Origin of the sequence: Pinibacter soli, assembly GCF_029961145.1 — a bacterium.
GTDB classification, from domain to species: domain Bacteria; phylum Bacteroidota; class Bacteroidia; order Chitinophagales; family Chitinophagaceae; genus Pinibacter; species Pinibacter soli.
Window position 1 is genome coordinate 132,214 of the sequence record NZ_JASBRG010000005.1, and the last position, 18,940, is coordinate 151,153.

Sequence of the window (18,940 nt, forward strand, 5' to 3'; positions counted from 1 at the left end):
TAATTAGTAATGAAAAGGGCCGAAAATCTATGAAATGCAGATCTGTCCTATTTTGTGTCACGGCGACACCTATTAATTCTTAATTATTAATTATTAATTCGAATATCCTTGTCTTCCACTCAGCGAATTCACCTGCGTCACATCCACGAGTTCGTCGGCACGGTCGTTTAAAGAGCGATAGTACACAAGAATGGTATAGTTATTTTCTGTATCCCAGTAATTTCCTTCTGTATTGCTGAAATCGGCTTTGGGCTTTTTCTTGTCAACAGTTATGTAAGAGTAATCATAATAGCCCTGCTTTAAGAATAGTGAGGTTTCATACAAACCCTTGTCTGCATTGTAAACCATTTTGGCTTCAGGATCCAAGCCATAATTGGTCAACTCACCCAAAAGATACAGGTCACGGCCGTCAAATGGATGTCCATCAGGAGTGCGGAAACTAAAGTTCACTTTGGCGTAATCTGCCTGCCACAAATAATTCACGCTTTCTGTTACATCGTTATAAAATCGCCCATTATTATCCTGATAATACAGGAATGGCTGTTTTTCTCTGTCAAGATCGGTTTTCACGTAAATATCGGTTCCATCTTTGCGGTAATCGGCGTGCGTTACCCGATCACTCTGCAGGCGGAAACTGCGCAGATCAAGCCAGCGCCACTCGCGGCCACCAGGGAATACGCAATCTTCTTCAGTATTGTAGGCAAGCTCATTCTGACGAATAAAAGTGGGCTTGATATTGACGACAGCATTGTCCCAGCGGTTGTTCTGGAGAATGCAAACTTTCACTTGCTGCATCGGATTTACGAGATCGAGTGCTTTGGTATTTACTGTTAGTTGAATTTTTTGATGTGTAGTGAAATACTGCCCATTGAAAGGTTGTTGCACCTGTACAATCGCAGCGGCTTTCGTGTCTACCACCAAAAATCTTCTTGTAAAAAGCAACTGCGACGTATCACCGTTGGCATACACTTTCAAAAGATAATTTCCCGAACGGGATGGAGCACTGTTATTTTCCGGAAGAACGGCCTGATAGTGCGTATATTTTGTAAGTGAAACTGACGAGTTGCGATAGGTCAGCAACCTGTTTGATACAAAACCTCTTATAAAGTCAAGCTGACCAAGCATAGCCGGCGTCCAGTCGGCATTACACAGCTGATAAGTGTAAGAATAATCGCCCACTCCCCCATCCAGATCATCAAAATGCAGTTCCATTTTATCTCCGCTGTTCAAGCCAAGGATGGGATAACCAATTTGATTTCCGTAAGGATATAGTTTTATGTTCTTGATATTGTCCACATAAGTGTATTCCGGTTGCGCAAGCACACAATCACCAATACCGCAAATAATGGCAAACAATAGGATCAGTTTTTTCATAAACGCAAGATAAGTAATAGTGGAGAGTGAAGAATTGAGAGTGGAGAATTAATTGAAAATTGAAAGTTTAAAGTTTAAAATGATTGGACACAAACCGCTGATAATTCAATCAGATCGAAATCATTGCAAATCATGACAATCATGACAATCTGCGTTCCATCCTCCATTTTCAACTTTCAATTTTCAATTTTCAATTCCCATTTGCCTATTTTTGAAAATCACAAAACCAACAACTTGAACATTTCATCTTTCATAGCGGGGCGGATCGCGTTTAACAAGCAAAGGTCGTTTTCGCGTTTTATTATACGACTGGCTGTTGCGGCAACTGCCATCAGTGTGGCGGCGATGATCGTGACGATTGGTTTTACAAACGGTTTTCAACATGCGATAAGTGAGAAAATCTTCGATTTTTGGGGGCATATTCGCGTACAGCATTTTGAGCCCAATAAAGTGTCCATTGCAGAGGAACTGCCCATTCAGAAAAATGATACTGTTTACACTACATTAAAGAAAAATCCTGATGTTAAAACAGTTCAGGCTTTTGCAACCAAAAACGCTATTCTTAAAACCAGTGAAAGCATCGAAGGAGTTTTGTTCAAGGGCATTGAGAAGAGTTATGCGTTCAAAAATCTGCAGCCTTTTTTGGTGGAAGGAAAATGGCCGTCGTTTCCCGATAGCAGCTACAGCAATGACGTTGTGCTTTCTGCCTATACAGTGAAGCAGTTAAATCTGAAATTGAATGATCCCATTCTCGTGTTTTTTATTCAGTCAGACGGATCACAACCACGTGTAAGAAAATTGCAGGTCTGCGGCATTTACAAAACCGGAATTGAGGATTACGATAAGATCATTGCCATCGGCGACATTCGACTTATCCAACGTTTGAACGATTGGAAAAACGATGAGATCGGCGGTTATGAAATCTTTTTGAAGGATTACAAAAAGATGGATTCAGTAAACAATGATATTTTTTATAAACTGCCGCAAATGTGGAACAGCCGCACCATGCGGGAAATTTATCCCAACATTTTCGATTGGCTAAACCTGCAGGATAAAACAATTGCGATTGTTATCATCATTATGATCATCATAGCGGTGCTTAATCTGATAACATGCCTTCTTATTCTTGTGCTTGAAAGAACAAGAATGGTAGGCGTCTTAAAAGCAATCGGTGCGCCCGATAGCATGATACAAAACATCTTTCTATACAACGCAACCCTGATTACTATCGGCGGCATTCTTATTGGTAATGTGATTGTGCTTTTGTTTTGCTGGCTGCAAAATAAATACGGCATTATTTCGCTGCCGGAAGAAACCTATTATATTTCCAAAGCAGTGATTGATATTGAATGGTGGCACGTAGTGCTGGTGAACGCAGCAACGCTGCTTGTTTGCTTTTTGGTGCTCATCATTCCAACATTTATTGTGAAACGGATACAACCGGTGAAGGCAATACAGTTTAGGTAATTGAAAATGGAAAGTTGAAAATTGAGAATGAAGGGGAGCGCAGATTTTCAAGATTATCGTGATTTAAAATGATAAGAATCAATTTTCAACTTTCAATTAATTTTCAACTTTCAATTTTCAACTTTCAACTAATAAAAAATGGTAATCGACGATTTACAAAATGCAGACAACTACAAAGTTCTTGGCGAAAGACTTGCAAAGGGTTTAAGCTATTTGCAGAAAACAGATTTCACTTCTCTGGCTGCAGGCAAATATGAAATAGAAGGTTCTACAATTTTTGCAATCATCAGCGAGTACAACACAGTTGATGCCGCTAATGAGAAAATGGAAGCTCATAGAAAATATATCGACATTCAATACTGGGTAAGTGGGGCAGAAAAAGTGGGGCATGATATTTTGAAAAATCAACCGCTCTTCAAAGAATACGATGCCGAGAAAGACTTCTTACTGGCAGATAATTTTCCTTCTTATTTTTCTGTGATGCAAGCCGGCATGTTTGCAATTTATTTTCCGTGGGATCTTCATATGCCCTGTATAAAAGTTGATGAAGCTGCTGCTGTAAAAAAAGTAGTGGTGAAAATAGCTGTGTAGTTTAATTAAGAGTTAGCAATTAAGAATTCTTTGTTTTCAGCATATCTGATTTTTTTGCGCAGCTTTTATGCTCAAGATTAAATGAGGTATTGTTGGCAGTTAAGCATTCTTAATTCTTAATTAAAGGGGCAGTTGACAAACACTTTGAATGCATCGTTGCATGAAGTAAATGTTTTCTGTCAACCTCTTTTTTATTTGGTTAATCACTGCAAAAAAAGCCTGTTTTATATCACCCGATTGGTCGTGATTGGTATCTTTATGTACGTAGTGTTTATGAGACGAATCTTCTTATCAATAATTTGTTGCTTTTTGCTGTTAAATGTGTTTGCTCAAAATTGTACCAATCCGGGGCAAACACCAGCAACCGCATTTCCCGTGTGCGGCAATTCGGTTTTCCAACAGAATACAGTTCCTTTATGTGATACCAAACCAATCTATGTTCCCGGTTGCGAAGGCACTGGTGCAGCTTACAGCGGCAAAAATCCGTACTGGTATAAATTCACCTGTTTTCAGGCGGGCACTTTGGCTTTTACAATTACACCCAATACCGCAAATGATGATTATGACTGGCAGCTATTTGATATCACCGGGCGCAATCCGGACGATGTTTTCACAACAGATGCTGCTACCGCGAAAGTTATAACTGTTTCAAGCAACTGGGCCGGAACTTACGGAAAAACAGGTGCTTCTATTAATGGCACCGGCAATTATCAATGCGCATCTGACCCGGCAAACAATGTACCTACCTTTTCAAAAATGCCAACGCTTATTGAAGGGCACACTTACCTTTTACTAGTAAGTCATTTTTTGGACACACAAAGCGGTTACGGGCTATCGTTTTCCGGAGGCACCGCTGTTATTACAGACACTACTCCCCCGCGATTAAAAGCAGTTTACGTTGATTGCTCGCACTCCCAGATCAATATCAAGCTGAATAAAAGAATGAGTTGCGCATCGCTTGCCACAAATGGCAGTGACTTTATTTTAAACTCTCCGGTAGCGACAGTCAAGGGCGCGGCTAGTGCCAATTGTAACGGTGGCTTCGATATGGATTCGTTGACCGTTACGCTCGACAAACAGCTTCCGCCGGGCAATTACACCATCAGCATGCAAAAAGGAAGTGATGCCAATACATTGCTCGACATTTGCCAAACCCCCATTCCCGATGGCGATAACCTGAGCTTTACGGTGTACCCCAAATTGCCTACGCAAATGGATAGCCTTGGAAAACTAAATTGCGCTCCGCGAACCATTTCCGTTTTCTTTGATCATAAAATACTTTGCAATTCCGTAAAAGCTGATGGCAGTGATTTTACTGTTACCGGTTCTTATCCTGTTACAGTGGTATCAGCGAAAGCCGTTAACTGCGATGCCAATGGTGCTGCTCCGCAAATCGACGTTATGTTATCAACATCTCTACAAACAAATGGAAATTTCACGATAATACTAAACAATGACCTTAACGGCAATACGATCATTGATGAGTGCGGCCAGGTTGTTCCGCCATCTTCATTACCATTTTCTGTGAAAGATACAGTAAATGCAGCTTTCACATATTCTATAGGTTGGGGCTGTCTACGTGATACAATTCAGTTTTTCCAACCGGGCAATAATGGCGTTAATCAATGGAAATGGAACATGGATGAAAATCAAACAAGCACGCTTCAAAATCCGCGTGGTCTATACAGTGTGTTTAGTCAAAAAAATATTCAATCCATTGTGAGCAACGGATTCTGCAGTGATACTTCTGCGCAGTCTGTTTTACTGGACAATTACCTGAAAGCAGATTTCGAAGTGTCACTCGACAACTGTCCGCTCGAGCCAATTCAATTTACTGATAAAGCTGTAGGAAAAAACATTACACGCAACTGGTCCTTTGGTGATAATACTGACGATGCCGATACCAGCCCGATTCACATATACAGCCGCGTAACACGTACAACAATTTTTACCGTACGTTACACTGTCACGGATCAATATGGTTGTACAAATACGGCGGAGAAACCGGTTAACATCTATGCAAGTTGTATCATTGATGTGCCTAATGCATTTACACCTAACAGTGATGGCAATAATGATGTTCTTTATCCGCTAAACGCGGTAAAAGCTATCAACCTTGATTTTAAAATATATAATCGCTGGGGGCAACTGCTTTACTCCACCACCAACTGGAAACGCGGATGGGACGGCACTTTCGGTGGACAATTACAACAACCGGGAATGTATGTATGGGTGCTTTCTTACGACGACAGGGATTCCAAAAAACATTTTCTGAGGAAGGGAACGGTGATGCTAATGAGGTGAGGTTAATTTGAAAATGGCGAGAGAAAGAACACAGATTTTCATGATTGTCATGATTGGTTAAGATGTTTTGAATTTGTATCGACTAAAAGGCCAAGCCACCGTTCAGATCGCTTCGCTCTTTTTATTTTATGAATACTGGCAAGCTTATCGCTATCGAGAGATGGGAACAAAAGGAGAATTAAAAATACCAAAGCTCCAATTCCAAATGATTTAAATATCCAGGGGAGCGTTTCTCCGTTGCGCTTTTTAAACGCAGTTTGATGGGCAACAAAAACAACTGGCTGATCACTACTAAAAAACTTATTTTTAGCAACAGCAGCATTAAACGCTTCATGGTCATCAGTATTCAGCAAACGTTCCAGGTAAACAAAATTTTCAAACTTCGTCGTATCGAATTTCTGCTGCGCTTCTTGTGCAAAAGCCACATATTTTTCGCGCTTTTCTTCGCTACTCAGGCGATTGCTTATACTCTTTTTATAATTTTCACCGAGCCAGAAATTGCATTTTTTGCTGATCGTGTCTGATGCATTTTCATACAACGGTATCGTAACAAAAACGCAGTAGGACAATGTTTCATCATGCTTTCCCGAAACGTTGGCGGTTGTATGAATGCTGGCATGTGCCTTGTCTATATAGCATTTCTCCAGCGAATAATATTTTGTAGCAGTGGCTGTATTAAACTGAGAAATGTTGTTCAGTGCAGTGAGTTTACCCGTTGCAGTTTCAAGATAATGTTGTGTAATGATTGCCGGCGCTATAATGGCGAACCACGCAACCATGCTATAGCCTGTTGAAGCTCTGTCATTTTTGAATCGCAACAATTTTATCTTCGGTCTTACCCATATTAAAACAGGTATTACGGATAATCCAAATGGCAGCCACAGATTTAGAATATCTTGTTTTAATGAGAAAAAATTTCCTTTAACAAAGAGTGCCCAGTTGAGGAACGTGTAAAAAAGAACAAAGCCTACGGCAGTGGCGATAAAGGGCAAATAGATCAGGCGCAGCTTCTCGTTAAACTGGTTCATAGTACGGTATTTAGGGTGTACTAATTACGAATTTACCCAAATATAAAAGAATCGGGACTAAATTGCAACTGCCTATGCAACAAAAACAAATAGTTATGCAACCGTTTGGAAATCAGCAAAATGCGGGCAAACAGTCATTTTCTAACAATGAAGAAGTAAAAGATAGAACCAAAGACCACAACGTTTATGAAATAACCGGCCCAAATATTTCTGTTCTCGTACTCTGGTTTAAATTGATCGGAATAGCTGCCGGCAAAACCTTTCAGTAGCCAAAAGAAAGCAGCTCCAACCCATTTGCAAGTTAGTTTTTCGAGGAGGGGTTCATTTGCCATTATTGGTATGTGGGTTTGTTCAGGATTGCTGCATTCATCAACTAACGCAAAAATCTGCCATTGCGAAAATGTGTTTTTTAAACTACAACTTATTTTATTCTAGTGTAAAAAACCGGTTTTGCCGGCATTTTATTTTCGCAGGAATAATTTCTTGCCATTGTATTTCTATTGAAAACTTGTATTGACGTACAGCTACCAAATATGTTGGGATTTGGGAGGCTGTCAAAATTAAACAGTATGGTTCCTTTTGAATAATGCCATGTTCCAGAGTAGGATATTGTTCCTGGCTTGACGTCAACGTTATGTTGACTGGTCAAAGAAAAAGTATGATCTTTTTTCAGAGACAGTATATCCATTCCATGTTGCCATTGACCATAAAGCTTTTTTTCGCTCACTTTACAATGCGTAAAAAGAAGCAGCATTAACATGGCCGCTAAAAAAATTCGAAGGTTCATGGTCGCAAATGGGTTAATATTCTCACGTTTGAATAGCTGCAGATCGCAAAAAAAACTTAGTTCATTCTAATTTCTGAAGCGCTTGTCTTATTTCCTTAATCAATCTTTCATCGTCATAATAAGCTGGATCTTCTTTTCTCCATTCTTCATTGGGTTCATAAAAATCAAATATATAGGCTGCGTCTGTTAATATTTCATTGATATTTTCATCTTCTATGGAATCATCTTCCCACACCGCGTGTTGAAATTCCTTTATAATTAAGATACGTTCTTCTCTTGAGGAGATTAAAGCATCGTTTAATAGTTTCTTTAGCTTATTTATAATCATTCCTTTTTCAATTAAACCAAAATACTCCAACACCGGTCATTATTTTGCATAACGGCTCCAGACACAATATAGACATGCAATCACAATAAAAAAAGGGGCAGACGTTTCGTCTGCCCCGAATGAACCCCATTGATTATTGACTACCGAGTTTGAATTAATTCCTGGTATCCCACCAAAGTGGTGTACCACCTGTATCTGGTCCGCCCAAAAGTTTTGTTGCATTTTGAACGCCGCCAATATTGGTACTTACTTCACTTTGAGCAAAGTTGATACGTCTGATAAATTTAGCAGTTGGTATTGTTCCGTTGCTGTTATTTACAACAACAGGGAATAATTTTGGATAACCAGTTCTTCTGAACTCGCTCCACGCTTCCTGGCCATCAGGGAAAACAGCTAGCCATTTTTGTGTAATGATGCGTTCAAGAGATTTATCGAAACCATCGGCGCTGTTCCATTTAATGGTAATGGTGCTAAGATTTGCATTGCCTGTTTTCACATCGTTTTGTCCTGCACTAACTGCGTTTGGATCGATGTATTGCGCAGCAGTACTTGTAGCATCATTAATGTAGGATGTAGCATCTAGTCCGTATTGTGTAAAAGATGCCTTGATACCATTATTGTAGTTAGTTTGCGCATCACCTGCACCTGCCCATCCGCGCAAGGCAGCTTCAGCTTTCAGGAACCACGCTTCAGCAGCAGTCATCAGCTGAATTTGATTTGGAAATGCTATCAGCGATGCATAGCCGCTGTAACGTGCCTTTGCATCTATATTGATACCTCCACGAATACCCTGGAACTTACCGGCAACCGCAGGATCTGTTGCAGGCACAAGGTATTTAGCCGCTCTTGGGTCATTATAACCTGTAAGGAATGATCCCAGTGGAGCACCTGCTTTGATATCGCCCCAGCCAGTGATCACATCCAGGGGGTGTTGGTTTGTACCTGTGGTGACATTAAAATTATCGCCGTTTACTGTCATCAAACCGATAGCGTTAGCAAGAGACTTTTCGCCTTCTTTCTTAGACATTGTAGCATCGATCATAGATATCCTTATTGCCAAACGCAATCTAAGTGTGTTAGCAAATTTTACCCATTTCGTATAGTCGCCGCCGTAAGCTAAATCAAAGTTTGTAAAGGCAGGTGTGGCTGGCGGGTGCTGTGCGATTGGAGTTAGCACATCAATTGCAGAATCAAGATCCTTAAAGAAAGCATAATATGCATCTTTTTGCGAATCGTAAGTTATGCTTCCATCGCTATTAATCTGGCCGTAATGCGTGAAAATAATAGGGCCATAAATATCGCTTACTCTGTGCATGGCTTCTATCCTAAGTATCTTCGCCCATGCATAGAAATCAGGGTAGTCTTTTGCAGCATTTCTAAATACCTGCAACGATGGTGACATTACGTTATTATAGGCGTCATCCCACGGAAAGGTGTTCCATCCGTTCACCAATGCATACGTTTGGTTGTTTACATTTCCTGCAAATGGAGTTGGTGAAGCCATATAACCGGAGTAAAGGTCCCCTATCAGGTTTTGTTGGAGCTGTGTGTTCCAGGCCGGTGTAACAAAATATATGCTTTGCTGTACCTGTTTTAAAGGCTCTCCAACGAGTCTGCGATCTTGCGAAAGGTCTTCATTCGAAATGTTTGCTGTATCCGTATTGTATGCTTCGAAATTCTTTGTACAACTCCCCAGTAAAAAAGCTCCCGCAATGGCTACAGCGCTCATCGGCAGTAATCTTTTCTTAATTGAGATATGATGTTTCATATAATAGTTTTAAGAATAGTTATGAATTAAAAACCAAGTTTCAAGCTAAAGCCCAGGCTTCTTGTTGAAGGAATACCGAAGGTTTCAATACCCTGCATTGCGTTACCCGTACCCATTGATGTTTCAGGATCAAACGGTGCTTTTTTAGAGAAGAAAAACAGGTTTCTTCCGATCAGTGAAACTCTCAGGTTATTGATACCTTTTGAATGCAACGGCACGTTGTAACCTATAGCCAGCTCACGTAACCGAACTGCAGTTGCATCGTACATGTAGTATTCAGTGATACCCGCTCTGCCACCTACAGCTTTGTAGAAGTCCTGAACAGGAATATCTACTTTTTCCTTGGTTATGCTGTTCACTGCGTTAAAGTTTACTTTACCTGCATCACGAGCATCGGCGCTTGCTTTACTGTCGCCATACTGATCCATCATCGCTTGAGTTACGCTCAATACCTCGCCGCCAAAGCGACCTTCTATCAGGAAGCTAATGTTGAAGTTCTTAATATCAAAGTTGTTGTTCCATCCCAAAGTATATTTAGGATTAGGATTACCTAAAGGCTTTTTAAATGATGTACTGTCTGGAGTAAAGGAATAAGATTTTGCGCCAGTTCCCGGATCTGTAGCTACGTTTACGAGAACCGCACCACTAGCATCTCTTTGGAAGAAATTACCGTAGATATCGCCCCATGAACCGCCTTCCTGAATTTTTGCCTGGTACATGTTTACGCCTTGACTGTTCAATGCGAAAGCATTGTCCTTGGTAGCTCCCGGTACATTCGGATCAGAAAAATTAATCACTTTGTTTACGTTAGTAGCATAGTTAAACGTAGACGTCCAGTTAAAACCTTCTTTTTTAATTGGCTGTACAAATACTGTTGCTTCCACACCGGTGTTTTGGATGTTACCCATGTTAAGATAAAAAAGAGAATAGGTTGTTCCTGTCCCTGCCGGAACTTCCATGTACTGCTGGTAGTTGTTGTTCTTGTAGTAAGTAACATCAAAACCTACGCGATCATGAATGAAGCGCCATTCAGTACCTATTTCAAAAGACCTGTTATCTTCTGGTTTTAAATATTTACCAGGGAAAGGCACTTTGGTGTTGTATTGAGCACCGGCTCTGTTATCTTGCTTGTAAATAGCCGGATTAGTTGCATAGATTGATACATCGTTACCCACCTTTGCGTAAGAAGCACGCACTTTTGCAAAGCTGATTGCGTCCGGAAGATGTACGGCTTCTGACAGAATTAAGTTGGCTCCTGCTGAATAGTAGAAGTAACCTTTTTTCTCTGTTGGCGTAAATGCAAAGGTGGAGGACCAATCATTTCTTCCTGTCAGATCAACGAACAAAAATCCTTTATAGCCAAGTTGCACACTTCCAAAAACGGATTGTTGTTGTTTGTGCTGATCGGTTTGACCGGAGATCATTGCATCTCCCATAATATAGTTCACGCCAAACTTATTGGGATAGTATAAACCCTGTGTCGCATATGGGTCTGTATCAAAGTTGATGTCTCCCAACTTAGTATCGGTTATACTCGAACCCAGGTTTGCCTGTAAATTTAAATTGCTGTTTAATTGTTTGTTAGCCATTAAAATAACGTCACCATAAAGCTGTGTGTTATTGGCTTTATCAAGTGTATAGCGTCCGTTAGGAGGTGCTTGTACAGACTGTGTACCTGCGTACATTCTGGAATCGTATGTATCGTATGATTTATCGAAGTTTCCTCTTGCCTGGATGTTTAACCAATCAAGCAGTTTATACTTCAGTGTAATGTTGCCAATTACCCTGTCCCGCTGGTCCACACGAGGCGCTTTGTTAAGCAGCCAGAACGGGTTCTGTTCGTGGTCCTGACCAGTCATTCCCTTATCGTAGTTGATGTCGTACCAGTTTTGCAGCCACATATTGCGTGCCTGTGAAAAGTACTGGTAGTTGTTTCTGTAATAGTCAAAATTTAATCCGCGTGGGAACAAGTACAAACCAGTAAGCGGGTTCGCATAAATACCGGAAACAGGCCTGTTGGTTGCTTTTTGATTAAGGAAAGTAAAGTTCGCATCCAAACTCAGGCGATCATCAAGAAACTTCATTGTTTCTCTAACATTGATATTGTTTCTGTTAAAAGTAGATGTTGGAACAACCCCTTTACTGTAAGTGTTGCCGTAAGAAAAATAAGTTTGAGCCCTTTCAGTACCACCAGACAAGCTGATTGAGTTGGAGGTAGTAACACCTGTTTGATAGAACGACTTAACGTGATCTGGTGCATTTACAACCTTTCCCCAGCTGTCTTCGGTTGTTGTATCTGTAGCAGCTTTACCGTTGAGCCCCTGACCATATTTAAACTGTGATTCAGGATAGTACATTGGTTTATCGAATGTAACATCCGAAGAAAGATTGATGCGAGCTTTACCCGCTTTGCCGGTTTTTGTTGTAATAACAATGGCGCCATTTGCCGCCTGGCTACCATACAAGGCAGCACCTGAAGCACCTTTCAACACTGTTACACTTTCGATGTCATCAGGGTTAAGGTTGGAGATACCATCACCACCGTCTCTACCGGGTGCGCTTGAAAAACTGGATCCACTGCTGGTAGAACCTTGTCCCCAAACGTCTGTTGGTTGTGAAGGACTAAAGTTTGGTAAAGGAATACCATCGATAACATACAGCGGTTGGTTGTTTTGAGTGGATTTATTACCACGCAAAAGAACACGTGCAGAACCGCCTGTTCCAGATGAGCTTTTAGTAATGGTTACACCCGCAACTTTACCGCTTAAACTGTTTACGAAGTTTGCATCTTTAACAGTGGTAAGATCGGAGTTGTTGAGTTTTTGCGTAGCATAAGTCAGGTCCCTGGATTTCTTTTGGATACCCAAAGCTGTTACCACTACTTCATTCATTTGCTGGCTCGCTACCAGTAATGAAACGCTGATGTTGCTTTCATCACCAACAGTAATCTGTTGCGGTGTGTATCCAACGTAAGAAATGATCAGTACATCTCCTTTTTTGGCAGCCAGTGTAAAAATACCGTTGCTATTGGTAGTCGTTCCTTTAGAGGTTCCTTTGATGCTGACAGTCGCATTTGCAATGGGACTGCCATCAGGTCCAGTGATCTTTCCCGTGATTGGATCCGCCATCACTACTTCAAGATTTGAAGCTTGTATGGCCAGTTCCATTCCATCAAGAGGAACATAATTCAGCGAAGTTCTTTTTTTGTCTTTGTCAGATAAGATCACATAAGTCTTATCATTAAGTTTTTTATACCTGATGCCGGTATTTGATAATACTTCATCCAGGATTTTTTCTGTAGCTTCTTTAGTATCTCCCAATGGGTTTACCATTTGATTTCCCAGAGATTGTTCTGAGAAAAGAAAATAAACACCTTTTTGTTTGTTTAATTCTTTAAGAACAGTGAAGAGTTTTGCCTTTTCAACATTAGTGTCCTGAATGGTAAGGCCGTGTGATCTTTTGTATGCGTCCGTATTACTGCGAACGTACGAGTAGCTGTTTTGGGCATCAGTTGCGGATACAGCCAACATTTGGGTCGCGAGCAAACACCCAAACAGATGGGGCAGAGAATACTTCTTTCTCATTTTTGCAAGTTTTAGGCAGTTATTAGTTTTTGTGTATGTTTACTTTTTTCTATGGCGCAGCAGGGCGTCCCCTGTCAATTCCTAATTAATAATTAATAATTAGCAATTAATATTTGTCTCTCTATAGCATTGGTCCTTCTTTCGTTTTGTAGCAACGAACGGATTGAACTAAATCATTAAAAAAGAAGCCGCATTCGAATAGAGCGAACCCCTATTAATTATTCTTTATTAATTATTCCTCCCTTTTCGGGCAAGTAGTTATTTTATAATGATGGTGTCTTCTTTCTTCTCTATGGTCAGATCAGCATATAGTAGTTGTAATGCTTGTAACAATACATCAAGGTTCTCGTTTGACATTACACCACTTACGCCGTCTGGTGTTTTAGTATAAGCACTTGGTTCAACCTGCACTTTCATACCGTAAGTTTCTTCAATCATTTTTGCAACATTCTCGATACTTGTGTTTTCAAACAGCATTTTCTTTTCTTTCCACGCTGTTACCGAGTTTGTATTTTGCAGCGGCGTTTTTTCAGGTGCATTATCTTTCATTTCCACATAATCGCCAGGCACCATTTTTATTTCTTTACCATCTTTTCCTTTAATGGTTACACTTCCTTCGTTAAGCAAAACGCTTGTTTTTCCATCGCGGTTGATAACGTTGAATTGCGTACCGGTTACAATGATGTCAAACCTGTCCGTATGTACAATGAATCTGCTTTTTTGAGGTGTTTTTTTAACGTGGAAATAGGCCTCTCCGTTTAGCCAAACTTCACGTTCCTTTCCTTCCTGCCAGCCTTTTTCGTAAGAAATGCTGGTATGTGCGTTCAGGGTTACTTCCGAACCGTCCGGCAATACTTTTGCGCTTACTTCGCCGTATTGGGTTTGGATGGAATTTGGTTTCGGGCCTTTAAACATCCAGATGCCGGCAACAGCTAAAATGATCGCCGCCGCAGATGCCATCCACCAGCGCATCGCTCTGGATCTCATGCTTACTACTTTAGTTTCAGAAAGCTCCCCGAGAGATTGCTGCAATCTCATATAAGAGGTTTCAACCTGCGCCTGTGCAATCGATTTTTCTTTCAATTGCAAATTTTGCAACCATTCAATCGCCTCTTCCACTGCAGGCTTCCAATCTGGGTGATTGTTGATAATTTGTTCCCAATCACTGATTGTTTCAGGGCTGGTTTTGAAATACCAGTCTAAAAATTGCTGGTTCTGTAAAATGTCGTTAACGTTAACCATCTTAAAAGTGAATATTCCTATGAAAAAAACATGTTCTTACACTTATAGTACTCGTTTGTAATTTTTTGTAACTATTTTTCTGAAAATATTTTTGCTTTAAACCATTTTTAATCGTTTTTTGCTGTCTAACGTGATTGCAAAGAATTAAGAAACACTTATTTGCCTGGATTAACTTGAGCGAGCTAGTAACCGATACAACTTTATGGGAACGCTATAAAAGCGGCGATCAGCATGCTTTTGGACAATTGTTTCAGAGACACTATCCGTCCCTGTTCCAGTTTGGTATGAAAATTACCAGCGACTCCATATTATTGGAGGACTCTATCCAGGAACTTTTTATCGAACTCTGGCAAAACAAAAAACCAACGGAGGTTCTCTCCGTTAAGGCTTATCTTTTAAAGGCCCTGAAGTATAAACTCATGCGCAGCCTGAAAAAAAGGAACGGAAATGCAACCAACGATCTGCAGGATGACATGCTATTCGAACTTAGCCACGAAACTTTTTTAGTGGAGCGGCAGGAGAACGAAGAAAGAAAAAAGATCGTAATGGGAGCCTTTCAGCAACTTTCCAATCGCCAGAAAGAGATCATCTACCTTAAGTTCTATCAAAACCTCAGCTACGAGGAAGTAAGCGAAATCATGAACATCAATTACCAGGTGGCGAGAAACCTTCTCTATCAGTCCGTGAAAGCGCTGAAGAAGATCTTGACGGCGCTCGTGGTGCTTTGGCTTGTCCGCTAACTCAAAACTCAAAATTCAAAAGCTCGTGTTTCCGAGTTGCAGCGCAGACTTTTTCCTTTTGACTTTTTGCATCACTCCTGCTTTCAATTATTTTAACTAACAACTGTAACCGATTAACCTCTTTAGATACAGCTCTAACTAAAATAACCGGATGATTTTCGCTTTAAATGTTTTGTGAATTGATGGCCGCCACCTGCTCAAACATCTTTTACAACCTGCTCGCGAACCACTCACTATCAAGCATTTAATAAGCTTTTCTAAAAATTTTCCGCAACCGTTTGTGCAAACGCATAATCAATTTATAATCAACATATAGCGATTTTGAAATTTCTTCATTCAGGTTAACTTAATGAGTTTTTAGACAAATGTTTTTGATTACATCGTTATCTTCACGCACACTATTCAATCGCACCCATATTGTTATTCGTTATTCACAATGTAAATTATCGTCAATTATGAGTATGGTAGATTCACTGGAGAAAATTCCGGTAAAGATCTTTAGTTCGTTAAAAGATGGTTCAAAATTCATTGCCGCAGAGATCGCTGCAACAATTAAAAGTAAACAGGCAAAAGGTGAAAATTGTGTTTTGGGACTGGCAACAGGCTCTTCACCAAAAACGCTTTACGCAGAACTTGTTCGCCTTCACAAAGAAGAAAACCTGAGTTTTAAAAACGTCATTACATTTAACCTTGACGAATACTACCCGCTGGATAATGATGCACTTCAAAGCTACAACCGCTATATGAAAGAGCAACTGTTTGATCATGTTGATATTGATCCGGCTAATACAAATGTTCCAAACGGTGAAGTTTCCAAAGAAGAAATAAAAAAATATTGCGCCGACTACGAGGCTAAAATAGAAGCTGCAGGCGGCATCGACATTCAAATTTTGGGAATCGGGAATAACGGCCACATTGGTTTCAACGAGCCGGGCAGCAGCCGTTTTTCAAAAACCCGCCTCATTCCTCTTGAAAACTCAACACGCATAGCAAACTCCGGAGAGTTTCAAAATATCTCTAAAGTGCCGCGTCTTGCCATAACTATGGGCATCGACACCATTTTCAAGGCACACAAAGTGTTCCTGATGGCATGGGGACAAATCAAAGCGCCGGTTATTCAGAAAGCTGTCGAAGGAAATGTTACCGATCAAATTCCTGCTTCTCTGCTTCAGGAGCATAACGATGTAACTTTTGTGCTGGATGAAACTGCGGCAACTGATCTTACGCGTTTCAGATCTCCATGGTTAAGCGGTGAAATTGAATGGACACCTAAAATGGTGAAAAAAGCCGTTGTAAACCTTGCACTGAAACTGGAAAAACCAGTTTTAAGCCTGACAAACAGCGATTACACCGATAATGGCCTTGCTGATCTTTTAGTAGAGAAAGGCGATGCATACGAAATCAATTTGCAGGTGTTTTATATGCTGCGTGACAGCATCACCGGCTGGCCGGGTGGTAAACCAAATGCGGTGATTCCGGCACATCCTGAGCGCTCTGTTCCATATCCAAAAACATGTTTGATATTTTCTCCTCACCCGGATGATGACATCATCAGCATGGGTGGTACATTCATGCGCCTGCACGACCAGGGACATCATGTACACGTAGCTTATCAAACGAGCGGCAACATTGCGGTGACCGATGAATTCGTGACACGCTTTGTTGATTTTGCCGTGGGCTTTGAAGAGATCGCCGGTATTGACAATACCATTTCTAAAAATATTTTGGCCGACGCAAAAAGATTCCTTGCCGCTAAAAAACAAAGCGACATGGATACTGCTCAAATCCGCGCCATCAAAGGATTGATAAGAAGAGGCGAAGCGAAAGCAACCTGCCACTACGTAGGTATTAAAACTGAAAATATTCACTTCCAAAACCTGCCTTTCTACGAAACTGGCCGCATTGAAAAAAAGCCAATGGGTGAAGAAGATGTGGCGCTGACAATGAAACTGCTTCGTGAAGTAAAACCTCAGCAGGTGTACTGCGCAGGCGATCTTGCTGATCCGCATGGCACACACAAAGTATGTTTGGATATTGTGTTTGAAAGCTTACGCAGAATAAAAGCAGCCGGCGATGAGTGGGTGAAGGATTGCTGGGTTTGGTTGTATAAAGGTGCATGGCAAGAGTGGTACACTGAAGAAATTGAAATGGCTGTACCAATGAGCCCTGACCAGGTAATGAAAAAACGTTTTGGTATTTTTATACATCAGTCTCAAAAAGACATGGTTCCATTCCAGGGTTCCGATAGCCGTGAGTTCTGGCAAAGAGCGGAGGAAAGAAACCGCCAGACAGCTGAACTATACGCTAAACTGGGCCTTACGTATTACGCGGGGATGGAAGCTTTTGTGAGATGGCACTACTAGAGTGGAAAGTTGAGAATTGAGAGTGGAGAGTGTGCGATGTTAATGTACGGTGTACGAAATTTAGTTTTGTACACCGTATTTGTTTTTGGGATAGTCTGTTGTTTTATTTTCTTTTAACCGCAAAGAACGCTAAGGTTACGCAAAGACAGCAAAGAATGGGTTTAACTCTTCGTTTTCTTTGCGCAACCTTTGTGCTCTTTGCGGTTAAAATGTACTCAGCTCTCTAAATGCTCAGCGTCTTCAAATACGCCGCATCTTGCTTCGCACATTCCAGCGGGGAAGCTTCATCGTAGCGTTCTTGTTCCACTATAAAATATTCAATACCTGCTTTCTTTGCGACTTTCAAAATGCTTTTGTAATCGATAGAACCATTGCCTACAATACATGATGCATCGTTATCTGAAGGAGCAGCATTTTTCTTTCTGTCTTTAATATGACAAAGACGGAACCTGTTTTTATACTTCGCCAAATATTTTTCAATGTCAGCACCACCTGTTACAACCCAATACATATCCATTTCAAAATCAACAGTAGCAGGATTTGTATTGTCCATCATTACATCTTGCGGCATTTGCCCGTCCAATTCTTTGAAAGAATAACCGTGGTTGTGGTACGCAAAGCGAATACCATGCTTCCTGCATATTTCGCCTCTGTTATTGAACTCATCGGCGATGCGCTTAAAGTCATCAATCGATTTTTGCGGTCCTTTATGCGGACAGATCAAATATTTCATACCGATGGAAGCTGCATCGGCAGCTTTTTTTTCAAAGTCTTTATCAATATCGCAGTGCGACGAAACGAACTTCATTCCAAGATCGCCTACATATTTATTAAAGTCTGCCGGCGTCATTCCCCAAAACATACCCATGTTTCCTTCATAGCCTTCCAGTTGGTTGTAGCCAAATGAAGCCACTTGCTTCAACACACCTTTTGGATCTTTCGGCATGTCGTCACGAAGTGTGTACAACTGCAAGCCTATATTTTTTATGTTGCCTTTTGCTGCCATTAATTTATCCATAGATAAAAAACTTCCTGCTGCAAGCAGACTTGTTGTTTGTAGAAAAGTTCTTCTGTTGTATGACATTTGAATTGAAAATTGAAAGTTGAAAATTGAAAGCGCATTAACTTCAATAAAAAAGTAACAACCCGCGTCCGGGTTGTTATGGGTAATCGTTATTACTTTAGGTTAACATACACAAAAACTAATAGCCGAATACCTGGTGGGCTGTGTGAAATCCAGCAGGCATTTGAGGCAACAATTAATAATTAATAATTAATATGGCACCTTTCGTTATTAAATTTAGCACCGTGTGTTTTAAACAACAAAGTATGCAACCATAATTTACAATCTGCAACACCTATTA

The 18,940-nt window shown here is 40.6% G+C and carries 13 protein-coding genes; 6 read left to right on the forward strand and 7 right to left on the reverse strand.

Features of this window, described 5'->3' with window-relative positions:
* Positions 1–93 precede the first annotated feature (93 nt).
* Complete coding sequence (locus QJ048_RS08090; protein WP_282333830.1) at positions 94–1,374, reverse strand: type IX secretion system plug protein; 1,281 nt, start codon at positions 1,372–1,374, stop codon at positions 94–96.
* A gap of 234 nt (positions 1,375–1,608) precedes the next feature.
* Here QJ048_RS08090 and QJ048_RS08095 point away from each other — a divergent pair, with 234 nt between their 5' ends.
* The 3 genes from QJ048_RS08095 (at position 1,609) to QJ048_RS08105 (ending at position 5,736) form a co-directional block, all read left to right on the forward strand.
* A complete protein-coding gene (locus QJ048_RS08095) occupies positions 1,609–2,841 on the forward strand; it encodes an ABC transporter permease (protein ID WP_282333831.1) in 1,233 nt (410 codons plus the stop codon).
* A 138-nt stretch (positions 2,842–2,979) separates the two neighbouring features.
* Positions 2,980–3,432, forward strand: a complete 453-nt coding sequence (locus QJ048_RS08100) for a NanQ anomerase/TabA/YiaL family protein (RefSeq protein ID WP_282333832.1) — start codon at positions 2,980–2,982, stop codon at positions 3,430–3,432.
* A gap of 321 nt (positions 3,433–3,753) precedes the next feature.
* Positions 3,754–5,736, forward strand: a complete 1,983-nt coding sequence (locus tag QJ048_RS08105; RefSeq protein ID WP_282333833.1) for a T9SS type B sorting domain-containing protein — start codon at positions 3,754–3,756, stop codon at positions 5,734–5,736.
* A gap of 47 nt (positions 5,737–5,783) precedes the next feature.
* On the opposite strand, the gene QJ048_RS08110 is transcribed toward QJ048_RS08105, so the two are convergent.
* Complete coding sequence (locus QJ048_RS08110) at positions 5,784–6,764, reverse strand: hypothetical protein (protein ID WP_282333834.1); 981 nt, start codon at positions 6,762–6,764, stop codon at positions 5,784–5,786.
* A gap of 74 nt (positions 6,765–6,838) precedes the next feature.
* Between QJ048_RS08110 and QJ048_RS08115 the strand changes: the two genes are divergently transcribed.
* Positions 6,839–7,033 carry a hypothetical protein gene (locus QJ048_RS08115; RefSeq protein WP_282333835.1) on the forward strand — a complete coding sequence of 65 codons (195 nt, stop codon included), beginning with the start codon at positions 6,839–6,841 and terminating at the stop codon, positions 7,031–7,033.
* Between the two features lie 579 nt (positions 7,034–7,612).
* Here the strand turns inward: QJ048_RS08115 and QJ048_RS08120 are convergent.
* The 4 genes from QJ048_RS08120 to QJ048_RS08135 all read right to left on the reverse strand — a co-directional run bounded on the left by QJ048_RS08120 (position 7,613) and on the right by QJ048_RS08135 (position 14,473).
* The gene (locus tag QJ048_RS08120) at positions 7,613–7,912 is read right to left on the reverse strand and encodes a hypothetical protein (RefSeq protein ID WP_282333836.1); all 300 of its coding nucleotides are present in this window, start codon (positions 7,910–7,912) and stop codon (positions 7,613–7,615) included.
* A gap of 121 nt (positions 7,913–8,033) precedes the next feature.
* Positions 8,034–9,647 (reverse strand): RagB/SusD family nutrient uptake outer membrane protein, encoded by a 1,614-nt coding sequence (locus QJ048_RS08125; protein ID WP_282333837.1) that lies wholly within the window; start codon positions 9,645–9,647, stop codon positions 8,034–8,036.
* A gap of 26 nt (positions 9,648–9,673) precedes the next feature.
* Positions 9,674–13,231: a SusC/RagA family TonB-linked outer membrane protein gene (locus QJ048_RS08130; RefSeq protein WP_282333838.1), complete on the reverse strand. Its 3,558-nt coding sequence runs from the start codon at positions 13,229–13,231 to the stop codon at positions 9,674–9,676.
* A 258-nt stretch (positions 13,232–13,489) separates the two neighbouring features.
* A complete protein-coding gene (locus QJ048_RS08135; protein WP_282333839.1) occupies positions 13,490–14,473 on the reverse strand; it encodes a FecR family protein in 984 nt (327 codons plus the stop codon).
* Between the two features lie 173 nt (positions 14,474–14,646).
* On the opposite strand from QJ048_RS08135, the gene QJ048_RS08140 reads away from it, so the two are divergent.
* Complete coding sequence (locus tag QJ048_RS08140; RefSeq protein ID WP_282333840.1) at positions 14,647–15,213, forward strand: RNA polymerase sigma factor; 567 nt, start codon at positions 14,647–14,649, stop codon at positions 15,211–15,213.
* 455 nt (positions 15,214–15,668) lie between these two features.
* Positions 15,669–17,576 carry a glucosamine-6-phosphate deaminase gene (gene nagB, locus QJ048_RS08145; protein WP_282333841.1) on the forward strand — a complete coding sequence of 636 codons (1,908 nt, stop codon included), beginning with the start codon at positions 15,669–15,671 and terminating at the stop codon, positions 17,574–17,576.
* A 223-nt stretch (positions 17,577–17,799) separates the two neighbouring features.
* Here the strand turns inward: nagB and QJ048_RS08150 are convergent, their stop codons facing one another.
* Positions 17,800–18,660, reverse strand: a complete 861-nt coding sequence (locus QJ048_RS08150) for a sugar phosphate isomerase/epimerase family protein (protein WP_282333842.1) — start codon at positions 18,658–18,660, stop codon at positions 17,800–17,802.
* Positions 18,661–18,940: the final 280 nt, after the last annotated feature.

Coding starts and splice junctions, on each gene's coding strand:
- nagB (WP_282333841.1), top strand. CDS start 15,669: ATGAGTATGGTAGATTCACTGGAGAAAATTCCGGTAAAGATCTTTAGT.
- QJ048_RS08135 (WP_282333839.1), bottom strand. CDS start 14,473: ATGGTTAACGTTAACGACATTTTACAGAACCAGCAATTTTTAGACTGG.
- QJ048_RS08150 (WP_282333842.1), bottom strand. CDS start 18,660: ATGTCATACAACAGAAGAACTTTTCTACAAACAACAAGTCTGCTTGCA.
- QJ048_RS08100 (WP_282333832.1), top strand. CDS start 2,980: ATGGTAATCGACGATTTACAAAATGCAGACAACTACAAAGTTCTTGGC.
- QJ048_RS08090 (WP_282333830.1), bottom strand. CDS start 1,374: ATGAAAAAACTGATCCTATTGTTTGCCATTATTTGCGGTATTGGTGAT.
- QJ048_RS08115 (WP_282333835.1), top strand. CDS start 6,839: ATGCAACAAAAACAAATAGTTATGCAACCGTTTGGAAATCAGCAAAAT.
- QJ048_RS08110 (WP_282333834.1), bottom strand. CDS start 6,764: ATGAACCAGTTTAACGAGAAGCTGCGCCTGATCTATTTGCCCTTTATC.
- QJ048_RS08125 (WP_282333837.1), bottom strand. CDS start 9,647: ATGAAACATCATATCTCAATTAAGAAAAGATTACTGCCGATGAGCGCT.
- QJ048_RS08130 (WP_282333838.1), bottom strand. CDS start 13,231: ATGAGAAAGAAGTATTCTCTGCCCCATCTGTTTGGGTGTTTGCTCGCG.